Here is a 17,448-nt window from a genome sequence, read left to right as displayed (position 1 = left end):
TCCTCAGATGGTTGCGGCGCAGCGCGCCAGGATGTCGAGATAGCCTTCGACCTGCCAGGCCGAGCGGCCGATGAAGAGCCCGTCGATGTGCGGGCAAGAGATGAGTTCCTGACAATTCTCAGGGTTGACCGAGCCGCCATAGAGGCAGGGAATCTTCCGTCCCATAACCTCCTCGGCAATGGCGGCAATTTCCGCATGGCGGGCATCGGCATAATCAGCGGTGGCCGGAATGCCCTTTTCGCCGATGGCCCAGACGGGCTCATAGGCAAGCAAGACTTCCGCCTGCTTCTGCTCGCCTGCAAGACGCGACAAAGCCCCCCTCACCTGCCGGGCCAATACCCCCGCGGCGCTGCCGCTTTCGCGGTCTTCAAGGGTTTCGCCGATGCAGATGAGCGGTGTGAGGCCGTGGCGGACGGCGGCTTCGGTTTTCAGCCCGACCGTCTCGTCGGTTTCGCCGAAATATTCGCGGCGTTCGGAATGGCCGAGTTCGACGATATCAAGGCCGCAATCCCTCAGCATGAGCGGAGAAATCTCCCCGGTCCACGCGCCATGATCCGCCCAGTGCATATTCTGCGCGCCGACCTTGACCGACGTACCGCCCAAGGCTTCCTTTACCTGCCGCACCGCGGTAAAGGGGGGGATGACGAAACGCTGTATTTGAGGATGCCTGTTGGAGTCGGCCTCCTTCAAGCCCTCGGCAAAAGCCAACGCCTCCGCCAGCGTCTTGTTCATCTTCCAGCTGGTGCCAACCCAATAGCGCCGTTCCTGGCTCAATTGTCTTCCTCCCGTCTCGCGATTTTGATTATGGTGCCGGCACGGACAAGCTCGACCGAAATGTCTTCCGGCAGGGGCTTGTCCGATATGATTGTGGTGAATTCGGAGAGCTCGCCCAGCACATGCAGCGCCGTGTGGCCAAAACGCCTGCTGTTGATGAGCAGGCAGCTCTGCCGGCTGGATTTCATCATCGCACGCTTCGTTCGCACGACGTCTTCATCCATATGATAGGCAAACCGGCCCGACGCCGCCGGCGTCGACACGAAGGCGATGTCCGCACGTAAGCGCGACAGAGCTTCTTCCGTCATAATTCCGAGATAAGCATTGAATTTGGGCGAGTAGACGCCTCCGAGGGCAATCAGGCGGATGCCGCTTTCGCCTTTGACCCTCTCCATGATCGCCGAATTGTTGGTCACGATGGTCAGCGGGCGCTTTTCAAGAAGCATTTCGCCGAAGACCGCGGCCATGGAGCCGTCATTGACGATGATCGTCATCCCCGGCTCGACCAGATCGACCGCAACACGCCCGATCGCCTGCTTGACTTCGGCCTCCTGCATCTGCCGGATGCGGAAATCGCTCTCGAATTGCGTACCGGCATCGATGGTCGCCCCGCCGCGAATCTTGCGCAGGACGCCTGCAGCTTCGAGATCGTCGAGATCCCGGTGAATGGTCATTTTCGATACGGCGAAGCGCTCGGCCAGATGATCGAGGTCGACCGCCCGGGTTTCGACCAGAAGGTTTATGATTTCCTGCCTGCGTTCTTCGCGTTTCATCGTCAAGCTTTCCGCGCCGAGGGATCACTCAGAAGATAACAGCGTTTTTTAACAAAGTCACATAATTTCTGTGATTTCGATATCGGCTTTTATCCGAGCAGCGCCTTGGCGGTCGCCTCGTCCGTAATGAGCCCGTGGAGCTTGTTGCTGTGCAGAACAGCGCTGATCGCGGCAATCTTCATGAAGCCGCCCGCGATGGCCACCAGCCGGTCTTTGCCGGTCTCCGCGAGCGGTGCCGCCAATGTGCGCGCCGTGACGGAGGTTTGCAGGATCCGCCCTCTATTGTCGAAAAAATGTCCCAGGAGCTCGCCCACACCGCCCAAAGCGGCAATTTCCTCGATCTCCTGCTTTTCCAGCATGCCGGACTTGAAGAGATGCGCGTCGGCATCCACGCTGCCGATACCGACGATCTTGAGATCGGCACTGCTTGCCAGCTGAAAAATCTCCCGCACCCCCCGCTGGGCGAGGAAGACGTCCCTGTCCTCCTCGGAATTGGCAAAGAAGGGCACGGGCATGACATAGGCCTGCGTCCCGGTTTTCTCAGCCAGCCGATGCATGACATCATGCGGATTGGCGGCATAATTTCGGGTGAGGCCGCCCAGGAGTGAAACGAACGTCTTGCCGCCGGCGGATATGCGCGGCATCTGGCTTACGGCGGCGGAAAGGGTCCGGCCATGGCCGAAGCCGATGACCTTGCTTTCTCCCGTTTCGATCTCCTGTCTCAGGAAACGGCTGCCGGCATGGCTGAGCGTCGTGAGAGCGAGGCCATCGTCGCCGTCAATCTCAGGCGCGACCTCGCAGTAATCGAGGCCGAAACGCTGGCACAGCCGCGTTTCCAGATCGGCGCATTCGGCGATCTCGCCGTCAATGCTCACCTTGACCACGCCTTCGGCGACGGCGCGCGCAATCAGACGGTGCGCTTTCACTCCGGGGATGCCGAGCCTTTTTGCCACGGCAGCTTGCGTCAACCCGCCGACATAATGCAGCCAGGCAGCCCTTACAGCCAGCGAGTTCTCATAATCCGACATGACGAATGCTACTGTCTCCGCGACTCCCCCCACAGGGCTTCAGCCGATATTAAGCTCCGATGCGCCGGTGTCGATATAGGGCGCCCAGAATGCAATGCTTTCGGCAATCTGCGGAATGACCTGCCGGTCGTTTGGCTCCCGTTCCTTGAAGGACAATTCGAGGCAGATTTCGTTATCCGTCGCACCGCCTTGGCGAAACGCTTCCAATAGCGGCTCGGGCTGTATCCGGCCCTTGGCGTTGAACTCCGCGGTGAACGGACGGTGGCCGCCCTTATCCATAAGGCTCTGCTTGATGTGGATGATCGGCGAGACAGGCGGCACCGCGCGCGCCCATGCATAGGGATCGTAATCATCGGGGTTATCCGAGGTGACGTCGCCATGGTCGATATCGGCCATCATCCACATGGGAATGGCCATTTTCGACGCGGAAATTCGATCCTGCAACGCCATTGAGGCCTCGATCGTTTCGCCAAATTCGCGCCCGATGCTCATCGGCTCCCAGAAGACATAGGAGAGACCCGCCGCACGGGCATGCTCGGCAACTTCAGCCCAGCAATCGATTGCTATGTCGATGAGCTCTTCCCGCCGGTCCGGATCGTCATAATCGCGATAGGTGAAGATGGCGAACTGCGTGCCGACAGACGTGCCGCCAAGCTCTCCGATGATATCGGCGAATGTCTTGAACCAGTCGACGTAATAGCGGCGAACATCCCGTTCCGGGTGGCCGAAATGATTGAGGCGGCCATAGGGACCGGTCATGCCTGAGGTGACGCGGACACCCGTGCGTTGCAAGGCTCCCCTCATCTGGCGGGTCAGCCGGTTGATGACAGGTGCCGGCCAGCTCGGATTGATGAATTCATGGGTCAGCTGCAGATCCCTGATCTTCAGATCGCGCGCGACCATATCGATGAGGTCGTCGGGCTCAGCGAAGCGATTGACGAGCGGATTGGTGTTCAGCGACAGAGTGAGGGGCATGTCTGATCTCGATAAGTTCGGGAGGAAGTTACGCAGCGTTCGCCAGTTCCGACCGGAACCATTCGGCAAACTCGGCCTTCTGCTGCGGAGTCATGCGCAGGCTCTCCTTGGTTCGCCGCCACACCACATCCTCAGCGGTCTGCGCCCATTCCTTTTTGACCAGATAACGAACCTCCGCCTCGTAGAGATTGCCGCCGAAATGACGTCCAAGCCCATCCAGCGAGGCGGCATTGCCGACGATTTCACGCAACCGCGTTCCATAAAGCCGGCCATAATGATCGATGAGATGGCGCGGCATCCATGGATATGCCGCACGCAAGGTCTCGAAGAACGCCACATAATCGGCGTTGGGGATGTCGCCGCCCGGCAAAGTGGCCCTGGCCGTCCAGTCCCCTCCCATTTTCGGGAAATATTTCTGCAATTTTTGCAAGGCATGCTCGGAGAGCTTGCGGAATGTCGTGATCTTCCCGCCGAACACGTTGAGCAACGGCGCGCCATCCGTCTCATCGAGGTCGAAGACATAGTCGCGGGTGACGGCTGAAGGATTGCCCTGGCCGTCATCGAAAAGCGGCCGCACGCCTGAGAAACTCTCGATTACATCGGACCGCCGCAGCTTCTCCTTGAAATAGCGGTTGACCACCTTGATGAGATATTCGATTTCCGCCTCGTCGGCGGCAACCGTTTCAGGTGTCCCCTCATAGGGTATGTCGGTGGTGCCGATCAGGGCCTTGTCGCCCTCGTAAGGGTTGATGAAGATCACGCGCTTGTCGCTGTTCTGGACCAGATAGGCATTCTGCCCGCTCCAGAACTTCGGCACAATGATATGGCTGCCCTTGACGAGGCGCACCGAACGGCGGCTGTTGGCCCCGGCGATCCTGCCGATCACATCGTTGACCCAGGGACCTGCGGCGTTGACGACGGCGCGGGCACGGATGGTGGTGACAGCACCGCTATTGACGTCCCGCAACTGCGCCGTCCACATCCCCTTTTCGCGGCGGATGCTGGTGCATGCCGTGCGCGTCAATATCTTCGCACCTTTTTCAGCGGCGTCCATGGCGTTGAGAACAACGAGGCGGGCATCATCCACCCAGCAGTCGGAATATTCGAACGCCTTGGTGTATTGGTCCTCTATCGCGGCGCCCTCGGGATCACGGCGCAGGTCGATGGTGCGGGTGCCGGGCAGCTTCTTGCGCCCTCCCAGATGGTCGTAAAGGAAAAGGCCGAGGCGGATCAGCCATGCCGGTCGGTCATTCGGGCTGTGGGGCAAGACGAAGCGCATCGGCCAGATGATATGGCTGGCGGAGTTCAAGAGCACTTCCCGCTCGATCAGCGCTTCGCGGACAAGACGGAACTCATAATATTCGAGATATCTCAACCCGCCATGGACAAGCTTGCCGGAACGCGAAGAGGTGCCTTCGGCAAGATCGTCCTTCTCGCACATGAGAACCGACAATCCGCGCCCTGCCGCATCCCGGGCAATGCCGGCACCATTGATGCCTCCACCGATGACGAAGAGGTCGTATGTTTCGGGTTCCGTCATTCCTGCCAACTCCCTCGGCGCGCCGTAGACACGATCGCTTCGCGCCGCATATTGCACATCAGGTTAATTTCAATGGCCCGCCAGGATGCTCCAGGCAGGCGTCACGCCCTTTCGAATGGTCTGGTAGGCCGTGAAGAGCCGTTGCATCCGCTCTGTCGCCGCCTTCTCCGCGGTCTCCGCCTTGCCCAGATACGGCGCCACCCAATCGGCGATACAATCGTCCATGTTGCGGTAGGCGCCGATGGCAACCGCTCCCATCATGGCTGCGCCGGCCGCTCCGGCCTCCTCCCGCGAGCTCACCCGCACAGGTGCATCGAGTGCGGCGGCAAGCGTCTGACGAAGCGCGTTGGAGCGGGCCGCGCCCCCGCTGATACGGATTTCCGGCGGCAAGGTGCCCATGGCCGCGTAACAGTCGCGCGTCGCCATCCCCAAGCCTTCGATGACGGCGCGAACCAGGTCGGGATAGCGATGCCGGCTGGAGAGCCCGCTGAAATTGGCGCGCGCCTCGGCATTGACGAACGGACCGCGCTCGCCCGCTTCGGATATATAGGGATGATAGACGATGCCGCCCGGGTTACTCGCGGCGAACCAATGATCCACTCGGGCGATGAGATTCTCCAGCGTCACCTCGACCCCGAAATCGGCCAACAGGTCTGCGCCCACCTGCAGCAACCAGTCGAGATTGATGGTCGCGCCCATATTCGTCTGCACCTGGGTCACGATGCCGGGGATCGGCAAGGCGATCACATAGCCCGTCTTCTCCTGGTTGAGCGTGACATCGCCAACCGCCTTGGCGCGCAAGTGGACGCCGGTAGAGCCTATGGCGGAACAGGCAGCATTTTCGCCGCCGCTTCGCACCCCTGCCCCGAGCGCTGTCATCACCATATCGACATAGCCGAGACATACCGGCGTCCCCGCCGCCAGGCCGCAGGCCGATGCGGCTTCAGAGCTCAGCGGATGGGTCGTTTGCGTTCCCTCGAGAACATCGGGCAGGAGATTGCGCCGATGGCTGAGACCGAGAGCCTTCAGAACCATCGGATCATAATTGCGGGTTCTGAAATTGCCGAAGGTGAAGCTTACCTCGGACGGATCGGTCGCCCGAACGCCCGTCAGGTTCAGGTAGAGCCAGTCCTTGCAATGCATGGCAGCTTCGGCGCCATCAAGCAATTCAGGATAATGGCGGTCCATATGCGCCATCTGGCTGCCCTGCTGGCATGTGTTGAGGCCGGTGCCCGTCGCCTCGAAGCGCGCACGGTCGGCCTCAAGGGCCGAAAGGCGCACCACTGTGGGCGCAGCGCGCGCATCGAGCCATAACCAGGCATCGGCAACAGGCCGGTTATCCTTGCCGACCAGCCAGGTACCGTCACCCTGCCCCGTAACGGCGATGACGGCCACCCTTCGCGAAAGATGTTCGACTTTTTCGGAAAGGCCACGCAGCGCCTTTACGCAATCCTCCCATGTGCTTGACAGCGACTGCGTCACCGAGCCATCGGCTTTGGCGCTATAGCTGTTGCGGACGGACGCGGAGGCGATCTGCTGTCCGGCAAGCGTGAAGGCAACCGCCTTCATGACCGAGGTGCCCGCATCGATTCCGATGATCAGATCCTGCGCTTCAGCCATGACCGGCCTCGCGGTGCATCACATTTGCGCCCGATGGAGGCGCTAAACCGATCAAATCCATCTCACTCCTCCCTGCATTTGGCTCACAAAGACGCCTCAGGCCTCCGCTCCGCCTGGTATTCGAGCCACGGTTGGTCGCTCATACATATATACCACAAACATAACACAGGCTTTGTATTTTTTTTCTCTACACGCATTTTTTTTCATATACAATAAGCGTAAACGCTCACTCACTCCGATAGCCGGAGACCTCGTCCTCAGATGAAGCCCGCGAGTGACGCGACAAATCGGGACTTATGCGCCGCGCGGACCAACCGCGCGCGATCATGATATTTTTTACATATATATCAGAAGCTTATCCCAGATTTATATTCCACGGCACCCAATTATCTTCGCACTGAGCGGCAGGGGCGCGGCGCCTCGACTAAACACGAATTAAGGACGGAATGCGGCGCGGCCCTCCGATAAGACCGGAATGTTTTACCCAGAATGTGAAATATGCCCGGTTGACAGCGCCCACGAACTTAACATACCAATTGCACTAATTAACACGACCATAACGCAGTGATCGTGATGATTGCTGGGCCGGACGGAGCAGGGAGACCTCCGTTTGGCATCTTGATGGGAGGAAATCGTGGCAAACACAATCAACCGCCATGAGGCGGAAGCCCGTGATCGGCTTTTCTGCGTGGAAACGCTGCCAGCTCATGCTCGCGCCGCCACGGAAAACCGACGCTCCAATTCCTGACACCAGACACCAGCACTCCCTTCGGGGAATTGCCGAGGCACACCCATGACCGAACGCACCAGACGAAAAGCCGCCAAGCCGTCGAAACGGTATATGTGGATATTAGGCGTAGCCGCTATTGCCCTGGTGGGCGCCATGGCCTTCGACACGAAAGTCGTCGTGATCGGCTCCCAGCATGACGTGCGCGAGCAGAAATTCTCGCCGGAAGCCTTTGGCGCGCAGGAATTCCCGAAAATCCAGGAGAGCGTCTCGAAGCGCGCCGTCGATGCCGTCGAGCTGGCAAAGGCGATCCAGGCGGACAAGCAGGCAGCCGGCCAGAAATATGGCGTAGCGACCTCAACAGGGCCGGTGCTCCCCGTGTCGTTCACCGCCGTTGTGGGTGAGCGCAAGTCCAACTACAGCACCGTCTCGATTGAAGGCCTGCCGCCTGAGATCACCGTGCGTGTGCAGACCGGCCCGGCCCTGACGGGAACGGATTTGCGGGATGCGACCGGCGACATTCATTTCGATCAGTTCACCAATCAGATCGAGTATCAGGACGCCGGGACGGCCATCAACAATGAGGTCAAGAAGACCGTTCTGGCAAACATCGATCCCAACGCCCTCTCCGGCAAGACGATCTCCGTGGTGGGGGTCTTCAAGCTGGTGAACCCGAAGAGCTGGATCGTGACACCAGTGAGGCTCGAGGTAAAATGAGCGTCACCCAATCCCCCGGACAGGCGGGCGAGGTTGTGCTCGCCGCGCGCAACATCGCGAAATCCTATGGCAATATCCATGCGCTGAAAGGCGTGAATTTCGAGATCCGGCGCGGCCAGGTCACCACACTCTTCGGCGAGAACGGCGCGGGCAAATCCACGCTGATGAAAATCCTCTCCGGCGTCGTCAAGCCGACATCGGGCGAGATCGTGCTCGATGGGCAGCCTGTTACCTTCTCCTCTTCCACGGATGCGCGGGAACGGGGTATTTCGATCATCCATCAGGAGCTCAGTCTCGCGCCGAACATGAATGTGCGCGACAACATCTTCATGGGACGCGAGATCCGGACGGCAACGGGCGTGGATTTCGCCGAAGAAGAGCGTCAGACCCGTGCGCTAATGGCCGAACTCGAGGAGGATATAGACCCGCTCACGCCGGTCGAGGAACTCCGCCTTGGGCAGCAGCAGATCGTGGAAATCGCACGGGCGCTCTCCGTCAACTCGCGCATCCTGATCATGGACGAGCCGACCTCGGCGCTCAGCGCCTCCGAAGTCGAAGTGCTGTTCAAGGTCATCCGGGATCTCACGAGCAAGGGCGTGGCGATCGTCTATATCTCGCATCATCTGGAAGAGGCGCTGCAGATCACCCATCATGCCGTGGTGCTGCGCGACGGGACGATGACCGCCTATGCGGAGCGCAAGGACATCGATCTGGAATGGATCGTGCGCCATATGGTCGGCGAGAATTTCAATCTCGGCTCTCCTCCCACTGGCTACACCATCGGCGATGTCGCCCTATCCATCGATGGTTTGACGGTGCCTGACCCTACCGGGGCGGAGTATAATCTAGTCGATGATTTGAGCCTGTCTGTCCGTGAAGGCGAGATCGTCTGCATCTATGGTCTGATGGGCGCGGGCCGGACGGAGTTGCTCGAAGCTGTCGCGGGGCGGCTTCCCCCTTCATCCGGGAAAGTGACCCTCAAGGGACGGGACGTAACGGGGCAATCCATCGCAGAGTGCATTCGGAACGGCCTCGTTCTAGTGCCCGAGGACAGGCAGCGTGACGGGCTTGTCCAGACGATGACCGTTGGCCGCAATCTTTCGCTCGCAAGCATCGGCGCGATAACGCGCGCCTTCTTTACCTCCTTTGCCCGAGAAGCGCAGCTCATCAGCGATGCGATTCAGCGGGTGCACATCAAGACCGACGGCGGCGCGGCTGCCATCGGCTCGCTGTCGGGGGGCAACCAGCAAAAGGTCGTCATCGGCAAGATGCTCGCGACCGATCCGGAGGTGATCCTGCTCGACGAACCGAGCCGCGGCATCGACATCGGGGCCAAGGCCGAGGTTTTCAAGCTGCTCGCCGAGCGCGCCCGGCAGGGGCTCGCCGTCATCTACACGACCTCAGAAGTCGGCGAATGCCTGAGCATCGCTCACCGTATCGTCGTCATGCGCCGAGGGCGCATTTCAGCCGAGTTCGGCCCTGATGTCACCAAAGAACAAATCATGGCTGCCTCGGGTGAGGCTGTAGTCACGCACTAATCCGAGTGAAGGAGCCGGAAATGTCGGTCACCACTTCCGTGGAAACAAGCAAACCCAGTGCGAAGGGTAAGCGCAAGAAGAGCCTGATAGAGCTGCTGTTCGAAGGCCGCGCGTTCTTCGCGTTGATCGCCATCATCATCGTCTTCTCGTCGATGTCGCCGAACTACTTCACCGTCAACAATTTCCTGATTATGGCATCCCATGTCGCCATTTTCGGGCTGTTGGCGATCGGGATGCTGCTGGTCATCCTGAATGGCGGCATCGACCTCTCGGTCGGCTCCACCCTGGGGTTAGCCGGTGTCGTGGCCGGGTTTCTCATGCAGGGCGTCACCCTGCCCCAGTTCGGCGTCATCGTCTATCCGCCGGTCTGGGTGGTGGTGATTTTGACCTGCCTGCTCGGCGCTGCTGTCGGCGCGGTCAACGGCGTGCTCATCGCCTATTTGCGCGTTCCTGCATTCGTCGCGACGCTCGGCGTGCTCTATGTCGCCCGCGGCATCGCGCTGCTGATGACCAACGGCCTGACCTACAACAATCTGAGCGGACGCCCGGAACTCGGCAATACCGGTTTCGACTGGCTCGGCTTCAATCGCCTTGCCGGGGTCCCCATCGGCGTGCTGGTGCTCGCGGTTTTCGCCATCGCATGCGGCATCCTCCTCTCGCGCACCGCTTTCGGCCGCTGGCTTTATTCCTCCGGCGGCAACGAGCGCGCGGCCGAACTCTCCGGCGTTCCCGTCAAGCGCGTCAAAATCGCCGTCTATATGCTTTCGGGCATCTGCGCGGCGGTGGCGGGTCTCGTCCTCTCGTCCCAGCTCACATCGGCAGGCCCGACAGCCGGCACGACCTATGAGCTGACGGCCATTGCCGCGGTCGTGATCGGCGGCGCAGCGCTTACGGGCGGTCGCGGCACGGTCATCGGCACCATGCTCGGCGCGTTCGTGATCGGCTTTTTGTCCGACGGCCTCGTGATCATCGGCGTCTCCGCCTATTGGCAGACCGTCTTCACCGGCGCTGTCATCGTCATGGCCGTGCTGCTCAACAGCATCAAATATGGCCGCCGCTGATCCCAGCTGCGGCGAACCCAAGCTCTTCCGCGGGAGGCAAGGAGGCGACTTAAGGGACTGATCGCGGGGAACAATGCCGGAAACCGGCGCAACCTCAACTCATTGAAAGGGAGTGAGACTATGTTCAACAAAGGCAAGCGCATACTTCTGGCGGCAATCGCCGCCGTCCCATTGCTCACCAGCGCAGCCTGGGCCGATGGGCTGATGACGATCATCGTCAACGATCCGTCCAACCCCTACTGGTATACGGAAGGCCAGGTCGCCAAGGCGACAGCGGAAAAGCTCGGCTACAAGGCCGTCGTCAGCGCGCACAAGGGCGACACCAACACGGAAAGCAATTTGATCGATACGGCGATCACCAACAAGTCCGCCGCAATCATTCTGGACCCTGCCAACGCTGACGGCTCGATCGGTGCGGTTAAGAAGGCGGTAGCCGCAGGCATCCCGGTGTTCCTGGTCAATGCGGAAATCAACCAGGAAGGCCTCGCCAAGGCGCAGCTCGTCTCCAACAACGCGCAGGGCGCGGCCCTTGGTGCCCAGAAGTGGGTAGAAGTCGTTGGCGAGAAGGGCAAATATGCCGAACTCTTCGGCAGCCCCTCCGACAACAATGCGGCCACCCGCTCCAACGGCTATGAGAGCATTCTGACGCAATATCCCGACCTCGAGAAGGTTGCCAAGGAAGTGGCGAACTGGGACCGCACCCAGGGCCATGACAAGATGCAGTCCATGCTGCAGGCGCACCCCGACATTATCGGCGTGATCAGCGGCAATGACGAAATGGCTCTCGGCGCAATCGCCGCGCTGAAGGAGGCTGGCAAGCTCGACCAGGTCAAGGTCGGCGGCTTCGACGGTTCGCCCGACGCCGTCGCGGCGATCAAGGCCGGAGAACTTCAGTACACCGTCCTTCAGCCCGTGGCGGTGTTCTCGGAAGCCGCCGTTAAGCAGGCGGACAACTTTCTCAAGACCGGCAAAACCGGTGTGGATCGCGAAAAGCAGCTGTTCGACTGCATCCTGATCACCAAGGAGAATGTCGATAAGTACACCGCTCCGTTCGTTATGAGCGAATAATGAGGGAAAATCGGGAGGCGCGATCCTGCGCCTCCCGGTTGCCGGATTGGCGATTGAGACCTTTGCGCGCTGCGAGATACCGGTTACGAAGCCCGACAGGCAGATTTTCGTGGAGAGGGCGATCATGAAAGAGCCAGTCGACGTTAAAGACATGCTGTCGGACGAAATGCCGAGCGACAGCAGGCATGCCAGACAGTTGGCCCGCCGCCAGCTGATTGCCGAGACGGTGATTGCCGAGGGGTCGATCCGAATAGAAGACCTGACGGAGCGCTTCGGCGTCAGCCTCATGACAGCCCATCGCGATGTCGATGATCTCGTCAGCCGGGGCATCATCCGCAAGACGCGCGGCATCGTCACAGCCACCCCTACCAGCCTCATCGAATCGAGCGATCTCTACCGCGCGACCCGGCAGGCCAATGAGAAGAAATCGATCGCGCAGACCGCGCTGCGGTTTGTCGAGACCGGGCAGGCTCTCATCCTCGATGATTCCACCACTGTCCAGCAGATGACGGCTTTGCTGCCTTCGAAGGTGCCCCTCACGGTCATCACGAATTCGCTGATCCTCATCAATGAACTCAAAGGTATCCGCGATCTCAACCTGATCAGTCTCGGCGGGCAGTTCTATAATTGGTGCAACGCCTTCATGGGCCATATCACCATCAACGAAGTTCGGCGCCTCCGCGCCGACACGGTTTTCCTGTCACTGGCCGCGATCATCGACGATAGCGCCTTTCACCAATCCCCTGAAACCATCGAAACGAAGCGGGCCATGTTCGAGTCCGCGGCCAAGCGGATTCTGCTCGCCGATCACACCAAGTTTGAACGCCGCGCGCTGCATCGGTTTGCCGCGCTCGAAGAGTTCGATGCTGTCATTGTCGACGAAGATACACCCATCGAGCATCTGTCCCGTATGCGCTCGAAGGGGATCAATGTGGTCGTGGCGGGCAGCAAACAGCCGGACTGACCTCATGTCAGGCGCATAAGCCGACGGATGCCCGGTTCCAAAGCACAGGAAGACAAAATGGCGAGCATTCTCGGAATAGACAGCGGATTGACGGTCACCAAGGCGGTCATTTTCGATATTGACGGGCGCGTCCTCTCGGTAGCCCGCCGCCGCATTCCGCAGATCATTCCCCGGCCGCGCCATGTGGAACGCGACATGGAGCTCATGTGGAGCGCGACAGCTGAAGCGATCCGTGAAGCCGTTGCCAGCATGGGGCGGCCCGCAGGTGACATCATGGCAATCGCGGCAACCGCCCATGGCGACGGCATCTATCTTCTCGACCGTGAGACACGGCCCCTCGGGCCGGCAATCCTGTCGCTGGATACCAGAGCGGCCGATGTCGCGGACCGGTGGAACAGCGGCAACGTCGCCGAACATTCCCTTTCACTGACCGGACAACGCCCGCATGCTTCCGCGCCTTCGGCGATCCTGCGCTGGGTGAAGGACAATGAGCCGGACCGCTTTGCCGACATAGCCCATTTCATGGCCGCCAAGGACTGGCTGCGCTATCGCCTTTGCGGGACCATCGGCACCGACCGCACCGAGGCGAGCACGTCTTTCACCGATGTCCGGTCGCAGGCCTATAGCAAAGCGGCCTTTGAGCTCTTCGGCCTCGAAGCCTTGTGGGACAAACGTCCTCCCATCGCATCGTCGGTGGACGTCGCCGGTCACGTGACGGCTTCGACGGCGCAGGAAACAGGGCTTATCGCGGGAACGCCTGTCGTTGCGGGCCTCCATGACGTCACCGCCTCCGCCCTCGGTATCGGCGGTTATGGCGAAGGCGTGGTGGCTGTTGTCGCCGGGACCTATTCGATCAACGAAACGGTTTCGGACCAGCCTCAAATCGATGCCCGCTGGTTCTGCCGCAACGGGATTTTGCCCGGTGAGTGGAACAATATGTCGATATCGCCGGCCTCGACAGCCAATTATGACTGGTTCATCGAACGGCTCTGCGCCGAGGAGGCAAAAACCGCCGAAGAGGCTGGCGAAAGCATCCATGCGTTGATGGCGCAAGAACTCGCAGCCTCGGCGGACAGAGCCTCCAGCGTCATCTTCCATCCCTATCTTTTCGGCTCGCCTTTCGCGGGTGCGTCGAGCGCAGGGCTCTTCGGTCTCAGCGCATGGCATGATCGCGGTGATATCATCAGGGCCATCATCGAGGGCATCGCCTTCAATCATCGCATTCATATTGACGCCTTGCGCGACGGCTTCTCGCCCCAAACAGCCCGGCTGACCGGCGGCATTTCCAGAAACCCGATGGTTGCCGGGCTTTTTGCCGATGTGCTGGGAATGCCGGTCGCGGCGACGAAAACCGAGGAGGCAGCGGCCTGGGGTGCCGCGCTGTGCGCCGGCGCAGGCATCGGCGTGTACGCCAAGCCCACGGACGATCCCCGAGATATCAGCGAAATCGAGACAGTTTACCAGCCGGACCCGGAGCGCCGCGCGGCCTATGAAGCCAAATACCAGGTGTTTCTTGAACTGACGGAAGCGATGAAGCCTGTCTGGCCGAAGCTCCAGAAACTGGGATCACCTGCCGCCGATGGAATGAAATCATGAACGATCAGATTGCGCAAAGCGCCGACGCCGATTTCTCCGATGATTACGACGTAGTAATCATCGGCGCAGGCATCAATGGCGCCGGTCTATTCCGGGAGCTCTGCCTGCAAGGTGTCAAATGCCTTGTTGTGGACAAAGCGGATTTTGGCTCCGGAACCAGCGCCGCCCCTTCCCGGCTCATCCATGGCGGGATCAAATATATCGAAACCGGCGAGTTGGGCCTCGTCGCCCAATCGACACTCGAACGCAACCTGCTCCTGCGCAATGCGCCCCATTGCGTGAAGCCGCTTCCGACATTCCTCCCCTCTTTCTCCTATGCGAAGGGCGCGCTCGCGGCACTGCGCACCCTTGCCGGATCGACCACTGCGCCGCGCAGCCGAGGTGCACTCCTCATAAAGATCGGCCTTTGGCTCTATGACGTCTACGGCGCGCGTCACCGCGTCATGCCCAAACATCGTTTCCTGTTCCGCAAAGCCGCGCTCAAGGAGATGCCAGCGATAACACCGCGCATCGTCGCGGGCGGGATTTATTACGACGCGAGGATCGCCCGGCCCGAGCGGCTGGTCTGGGAACTCGTCAACGACGGGCTGGCAGCAAGCCCCGGTTCCCGTGCCCGGAATTATGCCGAACTGGAGAGCCGCGATGGCGGCGTGCTCACCTTCAAGGACGATCAGGGCCATCACTTTACCGCCCGGCCCAAGATCGTCGTCAATGCCGGTGGCCCCTGGATCGACAGGATCAATGCCAGCCTTGGCGAGCCGACAAAGCTGATCGGCGGGACGAAGGGCTCGCATATCCTCTTGAGGCATCCTGAACTGGTCGAGAGCCTGAAAGGAAGGATGATCTATTTCGAAGCAGACGATGGCCGCATCTGCCTGGTCTACGAATATCTGGGCCTTGCTCTCGTCGGCTCCACGGATATCAAGGCGGATGATCCGGACAACATCAAATGCGAGGAAAACGAAGTCGACTATTTCCTCGCAAGCTTGAAATCGCTGCTGCCGCGGATGCATTTCGACCGAAGCCAGATCGTCTATACCTATAGCGGCATCCGGCCCCTGCCGGCATCCGACGCCGCGCAGCCCGGACTCATAAGCCGGGATCATTCGGCCCCCCTCCTCCCTCCCACGGCGGAGCGGCCCTTTTCCATCGTCTCCCTCGTCGGCGGGAAATGGACGACGTTCCGCGGATTTGCGGAAGAAGTCGCCGATACGCTTTTAAAACAGCTCGCCGCGCCGCGTCGCCAAAGCACGCAGATGGAACCCATTGGCGGCGGGCGCGCATTCCCGGCTGATGAGACAAGCCGCAACAGCTGGATCGAGACGCGGAGCAACACCTACGGGCTCAATCCCGAACTCGTCGGCCGGCTGCTGGCGCGCTATGGCACGACATGCGATGTCGTTCTCGCCCACCTCAAGAACTTCCAAAGCGAAGCATCGCTTGAACATATCCCCGGTTATACAAGAGGCGAGATCGACTGGATTGCACGGTCGGAAATGGTCACCCATCTCGCTGATATCGTGATGCGCCGGACGACTATTGCGATTGAAGGGTTTCTGTCGCGATCCGGTCTGGAAGAAGTTGCGGCGATAACGGGAGCTGCTCTTGGCTGGAGCGAGGAAAGGCGGCGGGGGGAGGTGGGGAGGACGGTGTCATTGCTGGAAGCGTGCCATGGGTTGAGGTTCTAACGCAATTTACGTTTTAACGGCATCGCGAGGCGCCCCCCTCTGTCCTGCCGGACATCTCCCCCGCAAGGGGGGAGATTGGCTGGCACTGCCTTCCGCCGCTCGTTGCAACGTTTGCGATTGGCGCCGAGCACAGATGAAGGCGTAATCTCCCTCCCTTGCGGGGGAGATGTCCGGCAGGACAGAGGGGGCGCTGTCCYGCCAACGCTTCCGTCAAAAAACAAAACGCACTACCCCCCAAATAAAAACAGCACCGCACATCAAAAGGACGTGCGGTGCTGCCGTGCTGGCCTTCGGGGGAAGTCAGGCCAGAACCGGATCGAGCTCACCTGTCTTGTAGCGCCGGGCCATCTCGGCGAGGGTCAATGGCGCGATGTTTTCGGCGTGCCCTGCTGTGCCGAACTGCTCGAAACGCTCGCGGCAAAGCTTCGTCAGCGCTGCCATCGCGGGCTTCATATATTTGCGGACATCGAACTCGGCCGGGTTTTCGGTGAGCACGCGGCGGACCTGGCCGGTCATCGCCATGCGGCAATCCGTGTCGATGTTGATCTTGCGCACGCCGTTGCGGATGCCCCGCTGGATCTCCTCCACCGGCACGCCCCATGTCGGCTTGATGTCGCCGCCATAGCGGTTGATGATTTCCTGCAATTCCTCGGGCACCGATGAGGAGCCGTGCATGACCAGATGCGTATTCGGCAGCTTCCGATGGATTTCCTCGATGACATGCATCGCGAGAACATCGCCGTCAGGCTTGCGGGTGAATTTATACGCGCCGTGGCTTGTGCCCATGGCGACGGCCAGCGCATCGACCTTGGTTTCCGCGACGAACTTCGCGGCTTCATCGGGGTTGGTCAGCAGCTGATCGTGTGAAAGCTGGCCTTCGGCGCCGTGCCCGTCCTCCTGATCGCCCATGCCGCTCTCCAGCGAGCCGAGAACACCGAGCTCGCCTTCGACGGAAATGCCGCCGAGATGCGCCATGGTGGCCACCTGCCGCGTGACATCAACATTATAGGTCCAGTCGGCGGGCGTCTTGCCATCCGCCTCCAGCGAGCCGTCCATCATGACTGAGGTGAAGCCGGACTGGATGGCAGTCATGCAAGTGCCTGGCTCATTGCCATGGTCAAGGTGAACGCAGACGGGGATATGCGGATAAATCTCGACGCACGCATCCATCATGTGCCGGAGCATGATGTCATTGGCGTAGCTGCGCGCGCCGCGCGAGGCCTGCATGATGACAGGCGATTTCGTCGCATCGGCAGCTTCCATCACCGCCAGCGCCTGCTCCATATTGCTGATGTTGAAGGCCGGAACGCCATAGCCATGTTCGGCGGCATGATCCAGCAATTGGCGAAGCGTAATACGTGCCATGACGTTGTCCCTTG

The 17,448-nt window shown here is 60.4% G+C and carries 14 protein-coding genes; 7 read left to right on the top strand and 7 right to left on the bottom strand.

Going from position 1 to position 17,448, the window contains the following annotated elements; translation table 11 throughout:
* Nucleotides 1–3: 3 nt before the first annotated feature.
* The 6 genes from ACOWVG_RS15845 to ACOWVG_RS15820 form a co-directional block, all read right to left on the bottom strand.
* Complete coding sequence (locus ACOWVG_RS15845) at nt 4–774, bottom strand: triose-phosphate isomerase (protein WP_420963285.1); 771 nt, start codon at nt 772–774, stop codon at nt 4–6.
* Nucleotides 771–1,547 carry a DeoR/GlpR family DNA-binding transcription regulator gene (locus tag ACOWVG_RS15840; RefSeq protein ID WP_420963284.1) on the bottom strand — a complete coding sequence of 259 codons (777 nt, stop codon included), beginning with the start codon at nt 1,545–1,547 and terminating at the stop codon, nt 771–773. Before ACOWVG_RS15840 ends, ACOWVG_RS15845 begins: the two co-directional genes overlap by 4 nt.
* Before the next feature lie 89 nt (nt 1,548–1,636).
* Nucleotides 1,637–2,575, bottom strand: a complete 939-nt coding sequence (locus ACOWVG_RS15835) for a sugar-binding transcriptional regulator (protein WP_420963282.1) — start codon at nt 2,573–2,575, stop codon at nt 1,637–1,639.
* Nucleotides 2,576–2,614: 39 nt separating this feature from the next.
* Nucleotides 2,615–3,550 (bottom strand): sugar phosphate isomerase/epimerase family protein, encoded by a 936-nt coding sequence (locus ACOWVG_RS15830; RefSeq protein ID WP_420963281.1) that lies wholly within the window; start codon nt 3,548–3,550, stop codon nt 2,615–2,617.
* Nucleotides 3,551–3,578: 28 nt separating this feature from the next.
* Nucleotides 3,579–5,090: a glycerol-3-phosphate dehydrogenase gene (locus ACOWVG_RS15825; RefSeq protein WP_420963280.1), complete on the bottom strand. Its 1,512-nt coding sequence runs from the start codon at nt 5,088–5,090 to the stop codon at nt 3,579–3,581.
* Nucleotides 5,091–5,159: 69 nt separating this feature from the next.
* On the bottom strand, nt 5,160–6,710 hold the full coding sequence (locus ACOWVG_RS15820) for an FGGY-family carbohydrate kinase (RefSeq protein ID WP_420963279.1): 1,551 nt from the start codon (nt 6,708–6,710) through the stop codon (nt 5,160–5,162).
* Nucleotides 6,711–7,503: 793 nt separating this feature from the next.
* Here ACOWVG_RS15820 and ACOWVG_RS15815 point away from each other — a divergent pair.
* The 7 genes from ACOWVG_RS15815 (at nt 7,504) to ACOWVG_RS15785 (ending at nt 16,069) form a co-directional block, all read left to right on the top strand.
* A complete protein-coding gene (locus tag ACOWVG_RS15815) occupies nt 7,504–8,154 on the top strand; it encodes a DUF2291 family protein (RefSeq protein ID WP_420963278.1) in 651 nt (216 codons plus the stop codon).
* A complete protein-coding gene (locus ACOWVG_RS15810) occupies nt 8,151–9,692 on the top strand; it encodes a sugar ABC transporter ATP-binding protein (RefSeq protein ID WP_420963277.1) in 1,542 nt (513 codons plus the stop codon). The genes ACOWVG_RS15815 and ACOWVG_RS15810 overlap by 4 nt, the downstream gene beginning before the upstream one ends.
* Nucleotides 9,693–9,712: 20 nt before the next feature.
* Nucleotides 9,713–10,753, top strand: a complete 1,041-nt coding sequence (locus ACOWVG_RS15805) for an ABC transporter permease (RefSeq protein ID WP_420963276.1) — start codon at nt 9,713–9,715, stop codon at nt 10,751–10,753.
* Nucleotides 10,754–10,873: 120 nt separating this feature from the next.
* Nucleotides 10,874–11,821 (top strand): D-ribose ABC transporter substrate-binding protein, encoded by a 948-nt coding sequence (locus ACOWVG_RS15800; protein ID WP_420963275.1) that lies wholly within the window; start codon nt 10,874–10,876, stop codon nt 11,819–11,821.
* Nucleotides 11,822–11,945: 124 nt separating this feature from the next.
* Nucleotides 11,946–12,785, top strand: coding sequence for a DeoR/GlpR family DNA-binding transcription regulator (locus ACOWVG_RS15795; protein ID WP_420963274.1), 840 nt, complete (start codon nt 11,946–11,948; stop codon nt 12,783–12,785).
* 57 nt (nt 12,786–12,842) lie between these two features.
* Nucleotides 12,843–14,381: an FGGY-family carbohydrate kinase gene (locus tag ACOWVG_RS15790; protein ID WP_420963273.1), complete on the top strand. Its 1,539-nt coding sequence runs from the start codon at nt 12,843–12,845 to the stop codon at nt 14,379–14,381.
* Nucleotides 14,378–16,069 (top strand): FAD-dependent oxidoreductase, encoded by a 1,692-nt coding sequence (locus ACOWVG_RS15785; RefSeq protein ID WP_420963272.1) that lies wholly within the window; start codon nt 14,378–14,380, stop codon nt 16,067–16,069. The genes ACOWVG_RS15790 and ACOWVG_RS15785 overlap by 4 nt, the downstream gene beginning before the upstream one ends.
* Before the next feature lie 300 nt (nt 16,070–16,369).
* On the opposite strand, the gene fba is transcribed toward ACOWVG_RS15785, so the two are convergent.
* Complete coding sequence (gene fba, locus ACOWVG_RS15780) at nt 16,370–17,434, bottom strand: class II fructose-bisphosphate aldolase (RefSeq protein ID WP_420963271.1); 1,065 nt, start codon at nt 17,432–17,434, stop codon at nt 16,370–16,372.
* Between the last annotated feature and the right edge of the window lie 14 nt (nt 17,435–17,448).

Source organism: Brucella sp. IR073 (assembly GCF_049065735.1).
In the GTDB taxonomy this organism is placed as follows: domain Bacteria; phylum Pseudomonadota; class Alphaproteobacteria; order Rhizobiales; family Rhizobiaceae; genus Paramesorhizobium.
This window is presented reverse-complemented; position numbering and strand designations above follow the sequence as displayed.

Coding starts and splice junctions, on each gene's coding strand:
- ACOWVG_RS15840 (WP_420963284.1), bottom strand. CDS start 1,547: ATGAAACGCGAAGAACGCAGGCAGGAAATCATAAACCTTCTGGTCGAA.
- ACOWVG_RS15835 (WP_420963282.1), bottom strand. CDS start 2,575: ATGTCGGATTATGAGAACTCGCTGGCTGTAAGGGCTGCCTGGCTGCAT.
- ACOWVG_RS15830 (WP_420963281.1), bottom strand. CDS start 3,550: ATGCCCCTCACTCTGTCGCTGAACACCAATCCGCTCGTCAATCGCTTC.
- ACOWVG_RS15825 (WP_420963280.1), bottom strand. CDS start 5,090: ATGACGGAACCCGAAACATACGACCTCTTCGTCATCGGTGGAGGCATC.
- ACOWVG_RS15820 (WP_420963279.1), bottom strand. CDS start 6,710: ATGGCTGAAGCGCAGGATCTGATCATCGGAATCGATGCGGGCACCTCG.
- ACOWVG_RS15815 (WP_420963278.1), top strand. CDS start 7,504: ATGACCGAACGCACCAGACGAAAAGCCGCCAAGCCGTCGAAACGGTAT.
- ACOWVG_RS15810 (WP_420963277.1), top strand. CDS start 8,151: ATGAGCGTCACCCAATCCCCCGGACAGGCGGGCGAGGTTGTGCTCGCC.
- ACOWVG_RS15805 (WP_420963276.1), top strand. CDS start 9,713: ATGTCGGTCACCACTTCCGTGGAAACAAGCAAACCCAGTGCGAAGGGT.
- ACOWVG_RS15800 (WP_420963275.1), top strand. CDS start 10,874: ATGTTCAACAAAGGCAAGCGCATACTTCTGGCGGCAATCGCCGCCGTC.
- ACOWVG_RS15795 (WP_420963274.1), top strand. CDS start 11,946: ATGAAAGAGCCAGTCGACGTTAAAGACATGCTGTCGGACGAAATGCCG.
- ACOWVG_RS15790 (WP_420963273.1), top strand. CDS start 12,843: ATGGCGAGCATTCTCGGAATAGACAGCGGATTGACGGTCACCAAGGCG.
- ACOWVG_RS15785 (WP_420963272.1), top strand. CDS start 14,378: ATGAACGATCAGATTGCGCAAAGCGCCGACGCCGATTTCTCCGATGAT.
- fba (WP_420963271.1), bottom strand. CDS start 17,434: ATGGCACGTATTACGCTTCGCCAATTGCTGGATCATGCCGCCGAACAT.